The sequence below is a fragment of the Limimaricola soesokkakensis genome, from assembly GCF_900172345.1.
Classification (GTDB): Bacteria; Pseudomonadota; Alphaproteobacteria; order Rhodobacterales; family Rhodobacteraceae; genus Limimaricola; species Limimaricola soesokkakensis.
The window spans coordinates 82452-99245 of sequence record NZ_FWFY01000005.1; the positions used below are offsets into that span (position 1 = coordinate 82452).

Sequence of the window (16794 nt, forward strand, 5' to 3'; positions counted from 1 at the left end):
CCCACCCCATATGTTGCGCCAATCGTCCCGAAAGGTAAGCGATACAGGCGCTTCGCGCAGTGAAACAAGGGCCCCGCGCGCCATGAACAGAGAACCCTAGAATCCAGAACAAGGGGTTTTCGGATTCGGATTTCGGGGTTTTGGGCGCCCTGCGGAGCCGATTTGCTACAAATCGGGATGGGGGAGGGGGGGCGAGGTGCCGCAAAATCCGAACCGTGCGGCTCTTTGGGCCCGAGTGCGGTATTTGCGCCACGCCATGGACAGGTTCGGTTTTCGCGGCACCGCTCTGCGGATAGCGCACTTTACCTCCGTGCCGCGCCACCGCATCTTGGAGGCCGAACGCAGGCAAGGATATCGCTTTGGACATGGAAGACTATCCCGTCGGGCTGGATGAAATCGACGCGCTGGCGGGCCGGGCAGGGAGGGTGATCGAGAAGCTCCGCGCGCGGGTCTTCGCGCCCGGCGTCAGCAAGAGTCTCGATCTGCGCTTCAACGTGCGCAGCGCTGCCGAGATGTGCGGCCGCACCGAGAAGGCGCTGCGCGACGCCGAGGGCGACGGCCGGCTGCCCGAACCCGAGAAGGACCCCGATACCGGACGGCGCACCGGCTATTCGCTGGCCGAAGTGAACCGGATGCGCGAGGTGTTCGGCACGCTGCCGCGGCGCGCGCCCACCGATCCGGCGACGGTGCTCGCGGTGCAGAATTTCAAGGGCGGGGTCGGCAAGTCGACGGTGGTGACGCATCTGGCGCAGTATCTTGCGCTCAAGGGCTACCGCGTCTGCGTCATCGATTGCGACAGCCAGGCCTCCACCACCAGCGTCTTCGGCCTCAACCCCGACGTCGATGTCGACGAGGAGGAGGACACGCTCTACCCGTTCTTCCGCCATGGCGGGCCGACCAGCCTGCATTACGCGCTGCGCGCCACCTACTGGCCCGGCATCGCGCTGATCCCCGCCAATCTTGGTCTCTATGACGCCGAGTACGAGTTCGCGGCCCGCATGGTGCGCGAACAGGATTTCGTGCTCGACCGGCTGCGCGCCGGCATCGAGACGATCTCGGACCAGTTCGACGTGATCCTGCTCGACCCGCCGCCGGCGCTCGGGATGATCTCGCTGTCGGTGCTGCGCGCGGCCAACGCGATCATCGTGCCGGCGCCGCCCAACAACATCGATTTCGGCTCGACCGCGCATTTCCTGCGGATGATGTCCTCGACCCTGGGCGAGCTCGCGCAACATGGCGGGACGCGGGGCTATCATTTCGTGAAGATCCTTGCGACCAAGATGAACGACCAGAAGAGCGCCCATGGCGCGATCAAGCGGATGATGGATGCGGTGTTCCCGCAGGACATGCTGTCGGCGGTCCTGAAGGACAGCGCCGAGATCGACAACGCGACGGCGAACCTTATGACCGTCTATGAGCTGACAGGGGCAGCGACCCGCACCGAGACGCACAAGCGCTGCCGCGTCTATCTCGATGCGGTGGGGCGCGAGGTCGAGACCGAGATCCGCAAGACATGGCCGAGCCACCACGCGGCGCTGCGCAAGGAGGGGATCCTGTGAGCAGGAAGCACGACGACATCTTCAACGACGTCCTGAACGGTCTCGACGAGACCGAAACCCGCGAGGACGGGGCCGGGCGGGCGCAGACGCGGTTTCTCAAACGCTCCACCGCCATGTCCGAACAGGTCGCGGGCGGGCGCCAGGAAAAGGTGCTGCGCCTCGTCGATCCGGCCAGCTGCGTCATGTGGGAGGGGCACAACCGCGCCTACGAATTGCTGACACCCGAAAACTGCGCCGACCTGATCGAAGGGATGAAGGCGCAAGGCCAGCAGGAGTTTCCCGCTATCGTGCGGCGGCTGCGCCCGGCGGGGCAGGGGGACGGCCCCGAGTTCGAGGTGATCTGCGGCGCCCGGCGGCATTTCACGGTGAGCTGGCTTCGGGCCAACAACTACCCGCAGTTCCGCTACCTGATCGAGGAGCGCGAGCTGACCGACGAGGAGGCGTTCCGCCTCGCCGATATCGAGAACCGCGACCGCGAGGACATCTCGGATTTCGAGCGTGCCCGCGACTATGCCCGCGCGGTCGAGGCCTATTACGGCGGCCAGCAGAAGCTGATGGCCGAGCGGTTGCAGGTCTCCCCCGGCTTCCTGTCGCGGTTCCTGCAACTGGCCAAGCTCGAGCCCGAGATCGTCGCGGCCTTCCCGTCGATCCGCGACATCAAAGAGCTGCATGCGCGGCAGCTGCGGCCGCTGATGGCGGAGCCCGGCGCGCGCGAGGCGGTGCTGGCGGAGGCTAGGGCCATTGCCGAGGAGGGCGCGCGCCTCGCCGCCCCGGCGGTGCTGACGCGGCTCAAGGCGGCGGGCAAGGTGACGGCGCCGCGCAAGCGTTCGGACCGGGTGGTCCAGCATCGCGACGGCAATGTCAGCATTCGCCGCAGGGGCAAATCCTACGTGATGGAGTTCGACGCCGATCTCAGCGACGCGGCGTTGCGATCCGCCCTCGACCTGTTCCTGAAGGAGCGGAAGTCGCGCTGATTGCCAGCTGGCAATAGGGGGCAATTCCCAATTGAATCAAAGTCTTGATTGCCGCACTTCGACAGGAGCGGCAAGCTCGCTCAAAGCGCCGTCAGGAAGATCCCGGCGAGGAACAGCGTCTCGGCGGCGATCAGCGCGATCGCGGCGCCGCCGACCTGCATCACCGTGGCGAGCGAGGTCTTCATGCCCACCGCCGCGATCGCGATCAGCAGCGCCCAGCCCGATGCATCGGCCAACAGGCGCCCCAGCATCTCCGGCACCAGCCCCAGCGAGTTCAGCGCCCCGAGCGCTAGAAAGCCCAGCACGAAGCCCGGGATCAATGGCGGCCGCTTGCCTCCGGCGCTGTCGCCGAGGCCGCCGGCGCGGATCGCCAGCGAGAACAGCAGCACGACCGGGGCCAGGAGGCTGACCCGGATCAGCTTGACCAGCGTCGCGGTCTCGCCTGCCTCGGGCGAGATCGAGAAGCCGGCGCCGACCACCTGCGCGACGTCGTGGATCGTCGCGCCGAGGAACACGCCGGTGGTGCGGGTGTCGAAGCCGACCCAGCCGGTCAGCAGCGGGTATGCGATCATCGCCAATGTCGAGAGCAGGGTGACGCCGAGCACGGTGAAGCTCAGATCGGTCTCGGAGCTCTCGTCGCGCGGCAGCACCGCGGCGATGGCCATGGCGGCGGAGGCGCCGCAGATCGCCACCGCGCCCCCGGTCAGCAGACCGAAGCGCCAGCCCTTGCCGAGCGCGCGGCCCGCGAGAAAGCCCAGCAGGATCGTCGCGGCCACCGCCGCCACGATCAGCCCGATCAGGCCCGCGCCGAGATCGAGCAGAAGTTCGACCGAGATCCGCGCGCCCAAGAGCGCCACGCCGAGGCGCAGCACGTGGCGGGCGGTGAAGCCGATGCCCTCGACGCAGCGGCCTTCGAGCGACAGGAATTGCAGCGTCATCCCCAGCAGCAGCGCCATCAGCATCGCCGGCGCGCCATAATGCTCGGAGATGAACTGGGCCGCCACGGCGACCACGGCGGCGACGGTGAAACCGGGCAGGAGAACGGGCAGGCGCAGCACCGGCGCGCGCAGCCGGGCTGGCGCGATCGCATCAATGAACATCGGGGATTTCCTTGGCGTTGACGGCGCCCCGGTCGGGCCGGGGCGCCGGGGGAGGGCCTAGCCCACGACCTTGGCGGCGGCGGGGCCGGCCTCGGTCACGGCGTAGCGGGTCAGGCGGATGTCGGCGGCACGGGCATGGCCCTCCATCCCCTCGACGCGGCTGATCCGGGCGGTGGCGCCGCCGAGCTGACGCGAGGCGGCGCGGTCGGCGCGCTGCCAGGTCACCGTCTTCATGAACTTGTGCACCGAGAGGCCGCCGGTATAGCGCGCCGCCCCCGAGGTCGGCAGCACGTGGTTCGGACCCGAGGCCTTGTCGCCATAGGCCACGGTGGTCTCTTCGCCGAGGAACAGCGAGCCATAGGCGCGCAGCCGGTTCAGCCACCAGTCGAGATCGGCAGCCTGCACGTGCAGATGTTCGGGCGCGTAGTCATCGGCGACCCGCGCCATCGCCTCACGGCTATCGCAAAGCATCACCTCGGCGAAATCGGCCCAGGCGGCACGGGCGCTCGAGGCGTTGGGTTCGGGCAGCGCGTCGATCAGGCCGGGCATGATCTGCATCACCTTTTCGGCGAGGCCGCGATCGGTGGTGGCGAGCCACACCGGCGAGTTCCAGCCATGCTCGGCCTGGCTCACGAGGTCGATGGCGACGATCTCCGGATCGGCGGTCTCGTCGGCCAGCACCATGCTGTCGGTGGGGCCGGCGAACATGTCGATGCCGATCTCGCCGAACAGGATGCGCTTGGCCTCGGCGACGTACTGGTTGCCGGGGCCGACGAGGATGTCGGCGCGCGGCAGCCCGTAGAGCCCCTCGGCCATCGCCGCGACACCCTGCACGCCGCCCAAGTTGAGGATCGCGTCGGCGCCGCAGAGATCCATGGCGAAGAGGATCGCCGCCGGGATGCCCTCGCCGGGGCGCGGCGGCGAGCAGGCGGTGATGTGGCCGACGCCCGCCACCTTGGCGGTGGTGATGGTCATCAGCGCCGAGGCGATGTGGCTGTAGCGCCCGCCGGGCACGTAGCAGCCCGCCGCAGAGACCGGGATCTGCCGCTGCCCGGCGATCAGACCGGGCAGGATTTCGACCTCGCAGCCCTGTACCGTCCGCATCTGCGCCTCGGCAAAGCGGCGGATGTTGGCATGGGCGAAGCGGATGTCGTCCTTCAGGCTCTCGGGAAGACGGGCGGCGGCGGCGCGGCGGGTGTCCTCGTCGACCAGCACCGGGCCGTCCCAGCGGTCGAGCTCGCGGGCATAGGCCTCGACCCGGGCCTCGCCGCCCGACTTGATCTCGGCCAGCATGGCGCTGACGGCGGCGCGGGTGTCGGCCTGGTCGCTTTCGGCGTGGCGCTTGGCGGATTTGAGATAGGTCACGGTCATGTCGGGTCTCACATCTTGCCTTTCCAGGGGATGACCTTGCGCTCGATCCAGCGCATCAGCAGGTCGAAGGCATAGGCGATCGCGGCGATCACGATGATCCCCATGATCACGGTCGGGGTCTGCAGGAACTGGCTGGCGGAGAGCACCATGTAGCCAAGCCCCTTGGTCGCGGCGACCATCTCGGCGGCGACCAGCGTGGTCCAGCCGAAGCCGACGCCGACGCGCATCGCGGTCAGGATCTCGGGCAGCGCCGAGGGCAGGATCACGTGGCGCATCACCTGCCAGCGCGAGGCGCCGAAGCTGTAGGCGGCATGGATCTGCTCGATCGCGGCGGAGCGCACGCCGGCGCGAGCGCCGAGCGCCACGGGGGCGAAGACCGACAGGAAGATCAGCAGCACCTTGGAGGTCTCGCCGATGCCGAACCAGATGATCATCAGCGGCAGGTAGGCCAGCGGCGGGATCGGCCGGTAGAACTCGATCGGCGGATCGAACAGGCCGCGCATGACCGGGCTCATCCCCATGGCGAGGCCGAGCGGGATGCCGACGGCGCAGGCCAGAAGGAAGGCGCCGAAGACGCGGGCGGTCGAGACCGCGACATGTTCGAGGAAGGAGGTGTTGGTGAAGCCGTTCTGCCAGACATCGACGAACTTGGCGACGATGGCCTGCGGGCTTGGCACGAAGAGCGGCTTGACCAGACCCAGCGCGGTGATCGCCCACCAGACGAAGAGCAGGAACAGGATCGAGACGACCGAGAGCCACATCGTGTCGCCCTGTCCGGGCACGCCGTAGGTCTCGCCGGGCTTGGTGGGGCGACCGCGCGCGAACCAGGCGAAGACGCCGCTGCGCGGGTTGATGCGGGCCTTTTCGGCGACGCTGGTGCTGTGCTTGACGGTCTCGATCATGCCGCTTCCTCCTCATCGGCGAAGATGATGCCGAGCACCTCCTCGCGCAGGCGGATGAATTCCGGGGATGCCTTGATTTGCCGGGCCGGCTCGCCCGCGAGCACGCGGCGCGAGAAGGGCAGGTCGAAGCGGTGCGAGATGCGGCCCGGACGGGGCGACATCACGATCAGCTTGGTGCCCATGAACAGGGCCTCTTCGACGCTGTGGGTGATGAAGAAAACCGATTTGCCGGTGTCGTTCCAGATCCTGAGGATCAGCTCCTGCGCCTTTTCGCGGGTCAGCGCGTCGAGCGCGCCCAAGGGCTCGTCCATCAAGAGCACCTTGGGGTCGCAGGTCAGGGCGCGGGCGATGCCGACGCGCTGCTGCATGCCGCCCGAGAGCCGGTAGACCGGGGATTTCTGGAACCCGTCGAGGCCCAGCAGCTTCACGAAATCCTCGGCGATGGCGAGCCGCTTGGCCTCGGCCACGCCCTGCATCTTGAGCCCGAAGGCCACGTTCTCGATCACGTTGAGCCAGGGCAGCAGCGCGTGTTTCTGGAACACGACCGAGCGGTCGGCGCCGGGGCCGGTGACCGGGCGGCCATCGAGCAGGATCTCGCCCGAGCTGGGCGCGAGAAAGCCCGCGATCAGGTTCAAAAGCGTGGATTTGCCGCAGCCGGAGGCGCCGAGCGCCACCACGAAATCGCCCTCGGCGATGGCAAGATCAATGCCGCGCAGCGCCTCGACCGGCGGCCGGCCCTCGGCTGCGGGAAACACCACGGAGGCGGATTTGATGTTCAGTCCCATTGGACCACTCCTCGTCGGGGTCTGGGGGGTCCCGGCCCGCGCGGGGGCCGGGACCGGGGGCCGTCACTGGGTGGCGGCGGTGCCGATCTCGGTGTTCACGAAGCCGGAATAGTCCTCGGCCACCTGATCGATGCGCCCGGCTTCCTTGAGGAAAGCGGCGGTGTCGCGCATCGTCTCATGGGCGCTGCCGAGCCAAGTCTCGCCGAGCTGCTCGGAGAGCGGCACGAAGGTGAAGCCTTCGAGGATCGTGGGGATCTGCGCGGCGTCGGCGCCGGTCTCGGCGGCGATGGTCTGCACCGGTTCGCTCTCGGCGGTCCAGGCGGCGGGATCGGCGAGATAGGCGGCGTTGGCCTCGTCCATCGTCCTGGCGAAGGCGGCCACGGCCTCGGCGTTCTCGGCGGCGAACTCGGCGTTCACCACCCAGGCGTCGAAGGTCGGGAAGCCCCATTCGGCGGTCTCGGCCGAGGTGGCGAGGCGGGTGCCGGTCTCGAGGATCTGGTTCTGCACCGGCTGCCAGATGAAGGCGGCGTCGATCGCGCCCTGTTCCCATGCGGCGGCGATCTGGTCGGGGGGCATGTTCAGCAGGGTCAGGTCGGAGGCGTCGATCCCGGCATGGTCGAGCGCGCCCATCAGCGAGAAATGCGCGGTCGAGCCCACCGGCACCGCGACCCGCTTGCCGGCGAGATCCTCGAGCGTTTCGATCTCGGCGCCATCGCGGGCGATCAGGCTCTCGGCCGAGCCCAGCACCTGCGCCAGCATGAACATCTCCAGCTCGACGCCCTGGCTGGTGGCGATGGCGAGCGGCGAGGAGCCGAGCTCGGCGAGCTTGATGTCGCCGGAGGCCATGGCGGCGATCACCTCGGAGCCGGAGCCGAACTTGCGCCATTCGATGTCCCAACCGGTGGCTTCGTCGAAGCGGCCCTCGGCCAGCGCCACCTGCATCGGCGTCGGGTTGCCGAAATGACCGATGGTCACGGTCTCGGCCTGAGCCGATCCGGCGGTCAGGAAGGTGGTGAGCGCGAGCGCTACGCGTGTCGTCGTCCGTGTCATTTCATATTCCTCTGTTGGTTGGCTGCACCGACGCTGTTCCCGCGCCGCTCTGCATGCGGTGTCAGGCGGCGGTGCCGTCTTCTTGAGTGGGCGCGCCGAGGGCGGCGTCGCGGATCGCCGCGACCAGAAGGTCGAGCGTGTCGATGCCCTCCGCTTCGGGCGCGAGCGCCCCGGCGATGAGCGAGAACTCGGTGCAGGCGACGAGTTGCAGCGTCGCGCCGCGACGGGCGAGATCGGCCGAGGCGGCGCGCAGCGCGGCGCGGCTGTCCTCGTCGGGTCCGTGCGCCTTGATCGCGCGGATCGCGGCCAGAAGCGCGTCCTCGTCCTGCGGGTGGAGCAAGGTGAGGCCGGCCTCGGCGCAGGCCCGGTCGAACAGGCCGATCCGGCGCAGCGCCGGCGAGCCCAGAAGACCCAGCTTGCCGCCCGGCCCGAGCCGTTCGGCGGCCCGCGCCACCGAGAGCGCCACCATGTCGATGAAGGGCACCTCGACGGCGGCGCGGATTTCGGGGGCGTAGTGATGCGCGGTGTTGCAGGGCATGGCCAGCGCGGTGGCGCCGCCCGTTTCGAGCCGGCGCGCCATCTCGGCCAGCACCGGGCCGGGATCCTCGCCGCGCCCCTCGATCAGCCGCGCGATGCGCGAGGGCACCTGCGGGTTCATATCGACGAGAAGCGGGATGTGGTCGGCGTCGTCGCGGGCCGGGGTGGCGGCGATCACGCGCTGCATCAGGAGCACCGTCGCCTCGGGGCCCATGCCGCCCAATATGCCGATCCGTTTCGGGGTCATACCGCGCCCTCCGGGCTGCGCAGCGCCGCGAGGGCGGCGTCGAGATGATGGGCGATCGCATCGCAATCGGCCGGCTTGAAGGTCAGCGGCAACCGCATGTCGAACAGGGTCGAGAGGATCGCGTCGGTGCGGGGCAGGGCCTGCGCGCGCAGGTAGCGCCAGCTGCCATGGTTCGAGGTGAAGCCCACCGGCTCGGCGGCGCCGAACCATTTCAGCTCGACCCCGCGCGCCGCCGCCTCGGCGACCAGTTGCCGCGCCGCCTCTGCCCCGAGCCCCGGCAGCCGGAACTGGATCGAGGAGCCGACATAGAACTCGGGCTCGGGCCGCTCGGGCAGCGTCACGCCGGGCATGGCGGAAAGGCGCTCGGCCATCCGGTCGTGCAGCGCGTTCCAGCGGGCGATGGCGTCGTCGAGCCGCTCGAGCTGCGGCAGAAGGATCGCGGCGCGCAGATTGTCCATCCGCGCCGACATGTTCGGCGTCTCGAGCCGGATCTTCTCGAAATGCTCGGGCCCGGGCGCCGCGCCGTGGCGCTCGTAGAGCATGTAGGAGCCCGACATGATGATCGCGCGGGCCATCCGCTCGGGGTCGTCGGTGGTGAGGAAACCGCCCTCGCCGGAATTCATGTGCTTGTAGGTCTGGGTGCTGAAGCAGCCCATCGCGCCGAAATTGCCGGAGCGACGGCCGTTCCAGCGCGCGCCCATGGTGTGGGCGCAATCCTCGATCACGGTCAGGCCGCAGTCGTCGGCGACCCGCATCAGCCGGTCCATGTCGCACAAGTGCCCGCGCATGTTCGACAACAGCAGGTGCCGGGCGCCCGAGGCGCGGGCCTTGGCGGCGAGGTCGTCGAGGTCGATCACCAGATCCTCGGTGATCTCGACCAGCACCGCCTCGGCCCCGATGGCGGCGACGGCGCCGGGCACGGGGGCGAGGGTGAAGGCGTTGGTCAGCACGCGGTCGCCGGGGCGCACGCCGCAGGCGCGCAGCGCGATCTGCATCGCCTGCCCGCCCGAGGCCAGCGCCAGACAGTAGCGCGCGCCCTGCCAATCGGCATAGGCCGCCTCGAGCCGGGCGGTGAGCGAGGTCTCGCCCGGCGCGGTGTTGTAGCGGTGCAGCCGCCCGGTGCGGAGCAGCTCCAGCGCCGCCGAGATGCCCTCCTCCGGGATCGGCTCCTGCTGGGTGAAGCTACCGGTGAAACGCGTCTCGGCCATGGGTTTACTCCGCTGCCAGCTTGTCGCCCGGGGCGCGCTCGAACACCGCGTCATAACCGAACAGCGCCGCCGCCCCGCCGGTGTGGATGAACACCACCCGCTCGCCCTTCTTGAAGCGGCCCTTACGGATCTGGTCGATCAGACCCGCCGCGCCCTTGCCGGAATAGACCGGGTCGAGAAGGATGCCTTCGAGCTCGGCGAACATGCGGATCGCCTCGATCGTGTCCTCGCGCGGGATGCCGTAGCCGGGGCCGACATAGTCGCAGTTTGCGACCACGTCCTCGCGGGCGACGATGCCCTCGCAGCCGAGCTTCTCGGCGGTGAGGCGCGCCAGCTTGTAGACGTTTTCCTCCTGCTTCTCGCGCGGTGCGCGCACGCCGATGCCCAGAAGCGGGATCTTGGCGTTGATCGCCTTGAGGCCGGTGATCAGGCCGGCCTGGGTGCCGGCGGAGCCGGTGGCGGTGACGATGTGGTCGATTACCATTCCGCGATCATTGGCCTGGCCCACCAGCTCGAAGGCGCAGTTGACGTAGCCGAGCGCGCCGGTGGCGTTGGAGCCGCCGCCGGGGATGGTGTAGACCTTGGCGCCGTCCTTGCGGAAATTATCGGCCACCGCCTCCATCTCGGCATGCATGTCGAGATCGGGGCCGCGGGTCTCGGTGGTGGCGCCGTGCAGGTGGTCGAGCAGCACGTTGCCGTTGCGGTTGTAGTTGTGATCCTTGGAGCCGGTGCGGTCCTCCAAGAGCAAGTGGCAGCGCAGGCCGAGCTTCGAGGCGAAGGCGGCGGTCTGGCGCGCGTGGTTCGACTGGGTCGCGCCCTGGGTCATCACCATGTCGGCGCCCATGGCCTGTGCCTCGGCCATGAGAAACTCGAGCTTGCGGGTCTTGTTGCCGCCGGTTGAGAGGCCGGTGCAGTCGTCGCGCTTGATCCAGATCTCGGGGCCGCCGAGTTCGGCGCTCAGGCGGTCGAGCCGCTCGAGCGGGGTGGGCAGATGGGCGAGATGGACGCGGGGAAACCGGGCCAGATGCATGTGACGCTCCCGTTCATAATTCACTATGGGAATACTGCGCCCGCGAATACCGCTATGCAAATGCGAAGTTCACATTGTAATATGCAGGATATGCAACTTAGCGGGACCCTTGCATGCGCTTGGAATGGTTGGAAGACTTGATTGCCGTGGCGGAGACCGGATCCTTCTCGGAAGCCGCCGAACGCCGCTCTTTGACGCAGTCTGCCTTTTCTCGCCGCATTCGGCAGATTGAGGACTATGTCGGGGTCGAATTGTTCGACCGCAGCCGCAAGCCGGTGCAGCTGCAAAGGACCACCGAATCCCAGCGCGACCGAATCCTCCAGATCATCCGTACGCTGCGCCAGCTGGTCGCGGATCTGCGCAGCGGCAGCCAGATGGCCGAGAACCACGTGGTGCTGGCGAGCCAGCACGCGCTGACCACCTCGCGCACGCCGCGGCTGCTGCAGGGCGTGCTGGCGCATCACGACTCGATCTCGATCCGGCTGCGCTCGGCCAATTTCGACGATTGCTACGGCCAGCTTCTGTCGCGCAAGGCGGATATCGCGCTGGTCTACCGGATCGAGGGGATCGCGCCCGAGGTGGAGGCCGACTATCTGGAGACGGTCGAGGTCGGGCATGACCGGCTGATCCCGGTCCATGCGGCGGCGCGGCGGGCCGATCACCTGCGCGACCGCGCCATGGGGCTGCTGCCGATCGTCTCCTACCCCGACGCGGTGTTTCTCGGGCAGGTGATGAACCTGCTGATCCTGCCGAACCTGCCGCAGCCGTTGCAGGCGGTGCAGCGGGTGGAGACGGCGCTGACTCTGGCGGCGCAGGAGATGGCGCAGGTCGGGATCGGCACCGCGTGGATTCCGCACAGCCTGGCGCGGGACCGGATCGCCGAGGGCAGCCTGATCGACCTTTCCGACGAGTTGCCGAGCTGCGAGTTGGTGATCACCGCGATGCGGCTGGCCGGGCCCAAGCGCCGCTCCGAGGACGCGGTCTGGACCGAGCTGCTGAGCGAGGCCGGCATCTAGGGGGGACCGGGGCCGGGCGAAAACGGTCGGGGGCGGCATCTGAATTGTATCCAGGGATAAGGCCGAAGGGGCGGGGCGGGCGCGGTGACCTTGGTGATTTTTGCCCGATCCGGCAGCGGGATAGGGCGCGGGGCCGGGGCCCACGCGGCCAGTCGCGCCCTGTCGTCGCGCATACATTTCGCGACAATTCTCGACTGTAGCTTGTCCCGGGACTGCGCCATCTCAGACCCGACCCCGGCGCGGTGCAGCGCTGCGAAGACCGGGGGTGACGTTCCAATCGCAAGGACGACGAGAATGAAAATCGCAGGCAAGATCAGCGCCATCGCCGTGATGGCAACCCTGTCGGGCATCATCGCGGGCGCGGCTTCGGCCCAGCAGCATCCAGAGATGAAGCCGCTGCCGCGCGCCGAGGCGCTGAAGCTGGCGGGCGCGCGTTTCGACGCCGCCGACACCAACCGCGATGGCCGGGTGAGCGCCGAGGAGGCGCGCGCGGCGCGGCCGGAGGCCCGCCCGGGCAAGGGCGAAGGCCGTGGCCACGGGCCGCGTCAGGGCCTGGACCAGAACCGGGGGCAGGAGCAGCGCCCGGCCGCCGAGGCGCGGGCCGAGTTCAAGCCGCTGTCGCGCGCCGAAACCCTCAGCCAAGAGGCCGCGCGCTTCGACGCCGCCGACAAGAACGGCGACGGCGTGCTCAGCGTCGAGGAGATGCGCGCGAGCCAGCCGCCGCGCCGCTGATCCCCGCGCATCCGGCCGGGCCGGGGCCATGCCCCGGATCCCCGGCATCCGGCCGGGCCCGGACGCAGTCGAGGCGGGATCGCGCGATCCCGCCCCGACATGCCGCTGAAAGCGGCCTGCGGCCTCCCGGATCAGACCGTGCTGCCGAGGCTGCTTTCCAGCGTCGCCAGCTCCTGGCCGCCCGCCATCATGTCCTGCAGCTCCTCGGGGGTGATCTCGCCGCGCTTGGCCGTGCCATAGGTGCGGCCCCGGTTCAGCACGGTGAAGCGGTCGCCCACCGCCATGGCGTGGCGCACGTTGTGGGTGATGAAGACCACCGCCACGCCCTGCTTGCGCACGGTGTCGATGGTGGCGAGCACGTTGGCGGTCTGGCGCACGCCGAGCGCCGAGGTCGGCTCGTCGAGGATCAGCACGCGGGCGCCGAAATGCACCGCGCGGGCGATGGCGACGGTCTGGCGCTCGCCGCCCGACAGCGTGCCGACGGCCTGATCGGGGCCGCGCAGCACGATGCCCATCTTCTCCATCTCCTGCATCGTCACCCGGTTGGCGAGGTCGTGGTCGAAGAAGGAGAAGGGGCCGATCTTGCGCGTCGGCTCGTTGCCCATGAAGAAGTTGCGGCTCACCGACATCAGCGGGATCATCGCGAGATGCTGGTGCACCGTGGCGATCCCGGCGGCGATGGCGTCGCGCGGATCGGCGAAGTGCATGTCGCGGCCCTCGAACAGGATCTCGCCGCGGGTCGGCTTGTGCACGCCGGAGAGCGTCTTGATGAAGGTCGACTTGCCGGCGCCGTTATCGCCCAGAAGGCAGTGGCATTCGCCGGCATGGATGTCGACCGAGACACCGGCCAGCGCGATGACCGAGCCGAAATGCTTCTCGATGTTCTTCATCTGGATCAGGGGCTGGGTCATGTCAGCGCTCTCCGGTGATGATGCGGCGGATATAGGTGTTGAGGATCACCGCAAAGAGCAGGATCACGCCGAGGAACACCCGGAACAGCGAGCTTTCGACGCCCGCGAAGAACAGCCCCTGCTGGACCACCCCGAAGATCAGCGCGCCGAGCGCGGCGCCGATCACCGAGCCGTAGCCGCCAGTCAGCAGCGCGCCGCCGATGACCACGGCGATGATCGCCTCGAACTCCTTCAACAGGCCCCGGTCGGCCCCGGCCGAGCCGAACTCCATCACCTGGCAAGCGGCGAAGACGGTGGCGCAGAAGGCGGTGAACATGAACATGGTGATCTTGACCCGGTTCACCGGCACGCCGGAATTGCGCGCGGCCTCGGCGTCGCCGCCGGCGGCGAAGATCCAATTGCCGAAGCGGGTGCGGGTCAGCAGCACATGGCCCACCACCACCAGCCCGAGCGCCCAGACGATCAGCATCGGGATGCCGTTCACCACCGGTTCGCCGGCGCGGGTGCCGCGCTCGAAGGTGGCGATGATCCCGGCCTCGCCCATCCAGGTGAAAAATCCCTTGCCGATGGTGCCGCCGAACAGCGCCGCGAGCCAGTCGCCCTCGGCCGCCTCGCGGATGCCGCCGATGATGGTCTTGCGCTCGATAGTCTGCGGCAGGAAGATCGTGAAGCCGCGCAGGATGAACAGGAAGGCCAGCGTCACGATGAAGCTGGGCAGGCCGGTGCGCACGACGATGAAGCCGTTGAGCGCGCCGATCGAGATGCACAGCGCGAAGGTCACGAGGATCGCGACCCACATCGGCCAGCCCAGCGTCACGCCGAAGATGGCCATCATCATCCCGGCGAAGCCGATCATCGAGCCGACCGAGAGGTCGAACTCGCCCGCGATCATCAAGAGGCAGGCGCCGACGGCGATGATCATGAACTGCGCCGAGACGACGGACCAGTTCATGATGCCTTGGCTGTTGAACATGCCGCTGTCGAAGGCGAACAGTCCGAAGAAGACGAACACCGCGATGGTGCCCACGATGCCGCCCAGCTCGGGACGGATCATCGCGCGGCGCATCGGCGAGATCTGCTTGACCCGTTCGTCCATCACGATTTGCGGTGTATCTGCCATGCCCGCTTACTCCAGGGATCGGTTGAAATTCGATGGGGGCGGCCAATGGGGAGGTGCCGCCCCCGCGCGCTCGCTCAGCGGTATTCGCCGGCGAACTTCTCGACCATCTCGAGCCCCTCGGCGGTGACGAAGCCGGGGCCGGAGTTGATGTTGTTGCCGGGCAGCACGCCGTAGCGGTGGTAGTTGGTCAGCACCACCACCGGCAGGTAGGCCTGCAGGAAGGGCTGCTGGTCGATGCCCCACTCGATGACGCCGTCCTTGATGCCCTGCACGATGTTGGCGCCGAGATCGAAGGTGCCGAAATAGATGTCGCCCGCCATGCCGGTCTCGTCGAGCGCCAGCAGCGTCGGATCGGCCGAGGTCGGCCCGAGGGTGAGCACCGCGTCGGTGTCGGGATTGGCCGAGAGATAGGCCTGCACCCGGTTCTTGATCTCGGCCGGGTCCTGGCCGCTGTCGATCATCTGCTCGCCCAGCTCGACGCCGAGCCCGTCGGCGAAGCCCTGACAGCGCTCGGTCGAGGCGGGGGAGCTGATGTAGTGGTTCACGCAGAGGAAGCTCTCGACGCCGTCCTCCTTGGCCCGCTCGCCCGCGGCGAGGCCCGCATCGTATTCGGGCTGGCCCACATACATCAGCGCGCCGACCTCGCGCGCCTGCTCGGGCGTGCCCGAATTCATGATGATCACGTCGACGCCGCTGTCGACGGCCGAGCGGACCGGGCCCGAGAGCACGTCGAAATCCGAGAGGGTGGTGATGATGCCATCGGGGCCGCTGGCCGCCGCCTGCTCGATGATCCGCGCCATGTCGGCGAGGTCGCCGGTCGGCGGATTGCGGTATTCGACCTCGACGCCCATCTGCTCGGAGGCCAGCGCGATCGCGTTCTTGATGGTGTTCCACCAGCTGTCGCTGTCGGGGGCGTGGCTGACGAGGATGTATTTCTCGCCCTCGGCCTGCGCTGTGCCGGCGGCGATCAGCGGCGTGGCGGCGACGGTCGCGGCCAGCAGCAGCTTCATTGTCGGTGTCATCGGACATCCCTCCCTGGTGTCGTTGGTTCCGTTGGAAGAGCGGTCCTCCGCCAGCCCTTCGACTCCGACTACAACATATCGCGCGGCATTTTGCAACCGGTTGCAAAACGGGTTGGCGCAACTCATGCTGGACCCGAGCGTTCGATGAGGTAGAGCTATGCGGTCGCGGGAGGGAAAACGGGGGGTCATGGTGGTCACGCTCAAGGAGGTCGCCGAACGGGCGGGCGTGTCGCGCTCGGCGGTGTCGCGCACCTTTACCGACGGCGCCTCGGTCTCGCCCAAGATGCGGCGCAAGGTCGAGAAGGCGGCGCGCGAACTGGGCTACAGCCCCAACGCGCTGGCCTCATCGCTCACCACCGGGCGCACCAAGCTGATCGGGCTGGTGTCGAGCAACTTCCACAACCCGTTCTTCCTCGAGATCTTCGACCTGTTCACGCGCGGCTTGCAGGAGCGCGGGCTGCGGCCCTTGCTGGTCAATCTCTCGGGCGAGACCGAGCCCGAGAACTCGGTGCGGATGCTGCGGCAATACTCGGTCGACGGCGTCGTCGTCGCCTCCTCGACCCTGCCGCCGGGCTTTGCCATCGCGTTTCGCGAGGCGGGGGTGCCGGTGATCAACGCCTTCGGGCGCTACGCCTCGGACCCGCAGGTGCACACGGTGGGCATCGACAACGTCGCATGCGGCCGGACCGCCGCGCGTACGCTGATCGCGCGCGGCTACCGGCGGCTGGCCTTTCTCGGCGGGCCCGAAGCCGCGACCTCGACCCAGGACCGCCTGTCCGGGTTCCAGGCCGAGATCGCGCAGGCGCCGGAGCTCGGGCTCAGCGTGTCCTTCGCGGGGGCCTACACCTTCGATGCGGGGCGGCGCGAGATGCAGCGGCTGTTGCAGGAGCCGCCGGCCGAGGCCTATTTCTGCGGCGACGACGTGCTGTCGATCGGCGCGCTCTCGGCGCTGCGCGATAACGGGTTCTCGGTGCCGGGCGATGTCGGCGTGCTGGGGCTCAACGACATGGAGATGGCGGGCTGGGCCGGGATCGACCTGACCACGATCCACCAGCCGATCCGGCAGATCGTCACCTCCTCGATCGAGCTGATGGGGGCGATGCTGGACGAGCCGGACCGCTACCCGGAGGCGCGGGTGTTTCCCTGCCGGATCGTCGAGCGCGGCACGCTCAGGCCATTGCCCGAGGCGGGCTGAGGGGCCATTGCCCGGGACGGGCTGAGGGGCCGGGG

The 16794-nt window shown here is 68.7% G+C and carries 16 protein-coding genes; 5 read left to right on the forward strand and 11 right to left on the reverse strand.

Translation table 11 applies throughout. The annotated features are described in order from the left end of the window. The first annotated feature begins 365 nt into the window (after nucleotides 1–365). A complete protein-coding gene (locus tag LOS8367_RS10050; RefSeq protein WP_085896367.1) occupies nucleotides 366–1559 on the forward strand; it encodes an AAA family ATPase in 1194 nt (397 codons plus the stop codon). Next, on the forward strand, nucleotides 1556–2533 hold the full coding sequence (locus tag LOS8367_RS10055) for a ParB/RepB/Spo0J family partition protein (protein WP_207569250.1): 978 nt from the start codon (nucleotides 1556–1558) through the stop codon (nucleotides 2531–2533). Before LOS8367_RS10050 ends, LOS8367_RS10055 begins: the two co-directional genes overlap by 4 nt. Nucleotides 2534–2613: 80 nt before the next feature. Here the strand turns inward: LOS8367_RS10055 and LOS8367_RS10060 are convergent, their stop codons facing one another. The 8 genes from LOS8367_RS10060 to cuyA form a co-directional block, all read right to left on the reverse strand. Next, the gene (locus LOS8367_RS10060) at nucleotides 2614–3633 is read right to left on the reverse strand and encodes a YeiH family protein (RefSeq protein WP_085896369.1); all 1020 of its coding nucleotides are present in this window, start codon (nucleotides 3631–3633) and stop codon (nucleotides 2614–2616) included. Nucleotides 3634–3690: 57 nt separating this feature from the next. Beyond that, nucleotides 3691–5004 carry a histidinol dehydrogenase gene (gene hisD / locus LOS8367_RS10065; protein ID WP_085896370.1) on the reverse strand — a complete coding sequence of 438 codons (1314 nt, stop codon included), beginning with the start codon at nucleotides 5002–5004 and terminating at the stop codon, nucleotides 3691–3693. A gap of 8 nt (nucleotides 5005–5012) precedes the next feature. Further along, entirely contained in the window at nucleotides 5013–5906 is an 894-nt protein-coding gene (locus LOS8367_RS10070) for an ABC transporter permease subunit (protein ID WP_085896371.1), read from the reverse strand. Beyond that, on the reverse strand, nucleotides 5903–6691 hold the full coding sequence (locus tag LOS8367_RS10075; RefSeq protein WP_085896372.1) for a taurine ABC transporter ATP-binding protein: 789 nt from the start codon (nucleotides 6689–6691) through the stop codon (nucleotides 5903–5905). Before LOS8367_RS10075 ends, LOS8367_RS10070 begins: the two co-directional genes overlap by 4 nt. Before the next feature lie 63 nt (nucleotides 6692–6754). Continuing rightward, complete coding sequence (gene tauA / locus LOS8367_RS10080; RefSeq protein WP_085896373.1) at nucleotides 6755–7741, reverse strand: taurine ABC transporter substrate-binding protein; 987 nt, start codon at nucleotides 7739–7741, stop codon at nucleotides 6755–6757. Between the two features lie 61 nt (nucleotides 7742–7802). Then, on the reverse strand, nucleotides 7803–8525 hold the full coding sequence (gene cuyB, locus LOS8367_RS10085) for a cysteate racemase (RefSeq protein ID WP_085896374.1): 723 nt from the start codon (nucleotides 8523–8525) through the stop codon (nucleotides 7803–7805). Continuing rightward, complete coding sequence (locus tag LOS8367_RS10090; protein WP_085896375.1) at nucleotides 8522–9733, reverse strand: DegT/DnrJ/EryC1/StrS family aminotransferase; 1212 nt, start codon at nucleotides 9731–9733, stop codon at nucleotides 8522–8524. The genes cuyB and LOS8367_RS10090 overlap by 4 nt, the downstream gene beginning before the upstream one ends. A gap of 4 nt (nucleotides 9734–9737) precedes the next feature. Further along, nucleotides 9738–10763, reverse strand: coding sequence for a D-cysteate sulfo-lyase (gene cuyA / locus LOS8367_RS10095; protein ID WP_085896376.1), 1026 nt, complete (start codon nucleotides 10761–10763; stop codon nucleotides 9738–9740). A gap of 113 nt (nucleotides 10764–10876) precedes the next feature. Between cuyA and LOS8367_RS10100 the strand changes: the two genes are divergently transcribed. Together LOS8367_RS10100 and LOS8367_RS10105 are read left to right on the forward strand one after the other, a co-directional pair. Beyond that, entirely contained in the window at nucleotides 10877–11779 is a 903-nt protein-coding gene (locus tag LOS8367_RS10100) for a LysR family transcriptional regulator (RefSeq protein ID WP_085896377.1), read from the forward strand. A gap of 294 nt (nucleotides 11780–12073) precedes the next feature. Then, a complete protein-coding gene (locus tag LOS8367_RS10105) occupies nucleotides 12074–12511 on the forward strand; it encodes a CREC-EF hand family protein (RefSeq protein WP_085896378.1) in 438 nt (145 codons plus the stop codon). Nucleotides 12512–12642: 131 nt separating this feature from the next. On the opposite strand, the gene LOS8367_RS10110 is transcribed toward LOS8367_RS10105, so the two are convergent. The 3 genes from LOS8367_RS10110 to LOS8367_RS10120 form a co-directional block, all read right to left on the reverse strand. Beyond that, on the reverse strand, nucleotides 12643–13422 hold the full coding sequence (locus tag LOS8367_RS10110) for an ATP-binding cassette domain-containing protein (RefSeq protein ID WP_085896379.1): 780 nt from the start codon (nucleotides 13420–13422) through the stop codon (nucleotides 12643–12645). 1 nt (nucleotide 13423) lies between these two features. Next, the gene (locus LOS8367_RS10115) at nucleotides 13424–14542 is read right to left on the reverse strand and encodes an ABC transporter permease (protein ID WP_085896380.1); all 1119 of its coding nucleotides are present in this window, start codon (nucleotides 14540–14542) and stop codon (nucleotides 13424–13426) included. A 74-nt stretch (nucleotides 14543–14616) separates the two neighbouring features. Next, entirely contained in the window at nucleotides 14617–15564 is a 948-nt protein-coding gene (locus tag LOS8367_RS10120) for a sugar ABC transporter substrate-binding protein (protein WP_085896381.1), read from the reverse strand. A 187-nt stretch (nucleotides 15565–15751) separates the two neighbouring features. Between LOS8367_RS10120 and LOS8367_RS10125 the strand changes: the two genes are divergently transcribed. Further along, nucleotides 15752–16759 carry a LacI family DNA-binding transcriptional regulator gene (locus LOS8367_RS10125; RefSeq protein WP_085896382.1) on the forward strand — a complete coding sequence of 336 codons (1008 nt, stop codon included), beginning with the start codon at nucleotides 15752–15754 and terminating at the stop codon, nucleotides 16757–16759. The last annotated feature ends 35 nt before the right edge of the window (nucleotides 16760–16794 follow it).

What these genes read in the sequence shown, in the direction of transcription:
- tauA (WP_085896373.1), bottom strand. Translation starts at nt 7,741, where the DNA reads ATGACACGGACGACGACACGCGTAGCGCTCGCGCTCACCACCTTCCTG.
- LOS8367_RS10105 (WP_085896378.1), top strand. Translation starts at nt 12,074, where the DNA reads ATGAAAATCGCAGGCAAGATCAGCGCCATCGCCGTGATGGCAACCCTG.
- LOS8367_RS10115 (WP_085896380.1), bottom strand. Translation starts at nt 14,542, where the DNA reads ATGGCAGATACACCGCAAATCGTGATGGACGAACGGGTCAAGCAGATC.
- LOS8367_RS10075 (WP_085896372.1), bottom strand. Translation starts at nt 6,691, where the DNA reads ATGGGACTGAACATCAAATCCGCCTCCGTGGTGTTTCCCGCAGCCGAG.
- LOS8367_RS10090 (WP_085896375.1), bottom strand. Translation starts at nt 9,733, where the DNA reads ATGGCCGAGACGCGTTTCACCGGTAGCTTCACCCAGCAGGAGCCGATC.
- cuyB (WP_085896374.1), bottom strand. Translation starts at nt 8,525, where the DNA reads ATGACCCCGAAACGGATCGGCATATTGGGCGGCATGGGCCCCGAGGCG.
- LOS8367_RS10070 (WP_085896371.1), bottom strand. Translation starts at nt 5,906, where the DNA reads ATGATCGAGACCGTCAAGCACAGCACCAGCGTCGCCGAAAAGGCCCGC.
- LOS8367_RS10050 (WP_085896367.1), top strand. Translation starts at nt 366, where the DNA reads ATGGAAGACTATCCCGTCGGGCTGGATGAAATCGACGCGCTGGCGGGC.
- LOS8367_RS10060 (WP_085896369.1), bottom strand. Translation starts at nt 3,633, where the DNA reads ATGTTCATTGATGCGATCGCGCCAGCCCGGCTGCGCGCGCCGGTGCTG.
- LOS8367_RS10110 (WP_085896379.1), bottom strand. Translation starts at nt 13,422, where the DNA reads ATGACCCAGCCCCTGATCCAGATGAAGAACATCGAGAAGCATTTCGGC.
- hisD (WP_085896370.1), bottom strand. Translation starts at nt 5,004, where the DNA reads ATGACCGTGACCTATCTCAAATCCGCCAAGCGCCACGCCGAAAGCGAC.
- LOS8367_RS10100 (WP_085896377.1), top strand. Translation starts at nt 10,877, where the DNA reads ATGCGCTTGGAATGGTTGGAAGACTTGATTGCCGTGGCGGAGACCGGA.
- LOS8367_RS10125 (WP_085896382.1), top strand. Translation starts at nt 15,752, where the DNA reads ATGGTGGTCACGCTCAAGGAGGTCGCCGAACGGGCGGGCGTGTCGCGC.
- LOS8367_RS10120 (WP_085896381.1), bottom strand. Translation starts at nt 15,564, where the DNA reads ATGACACCGACAATGAAGCTGCTGCTGGCCGCGACCGTCGCCGCCACG.
- cuyA (WP_085896376.1), bottom strand. Translation starts at nt 10,763, where the DNA reads ATGCATCTGGCCCGGTTTCCCCGCGTCCATCTCGCCCATCTGCCCACC.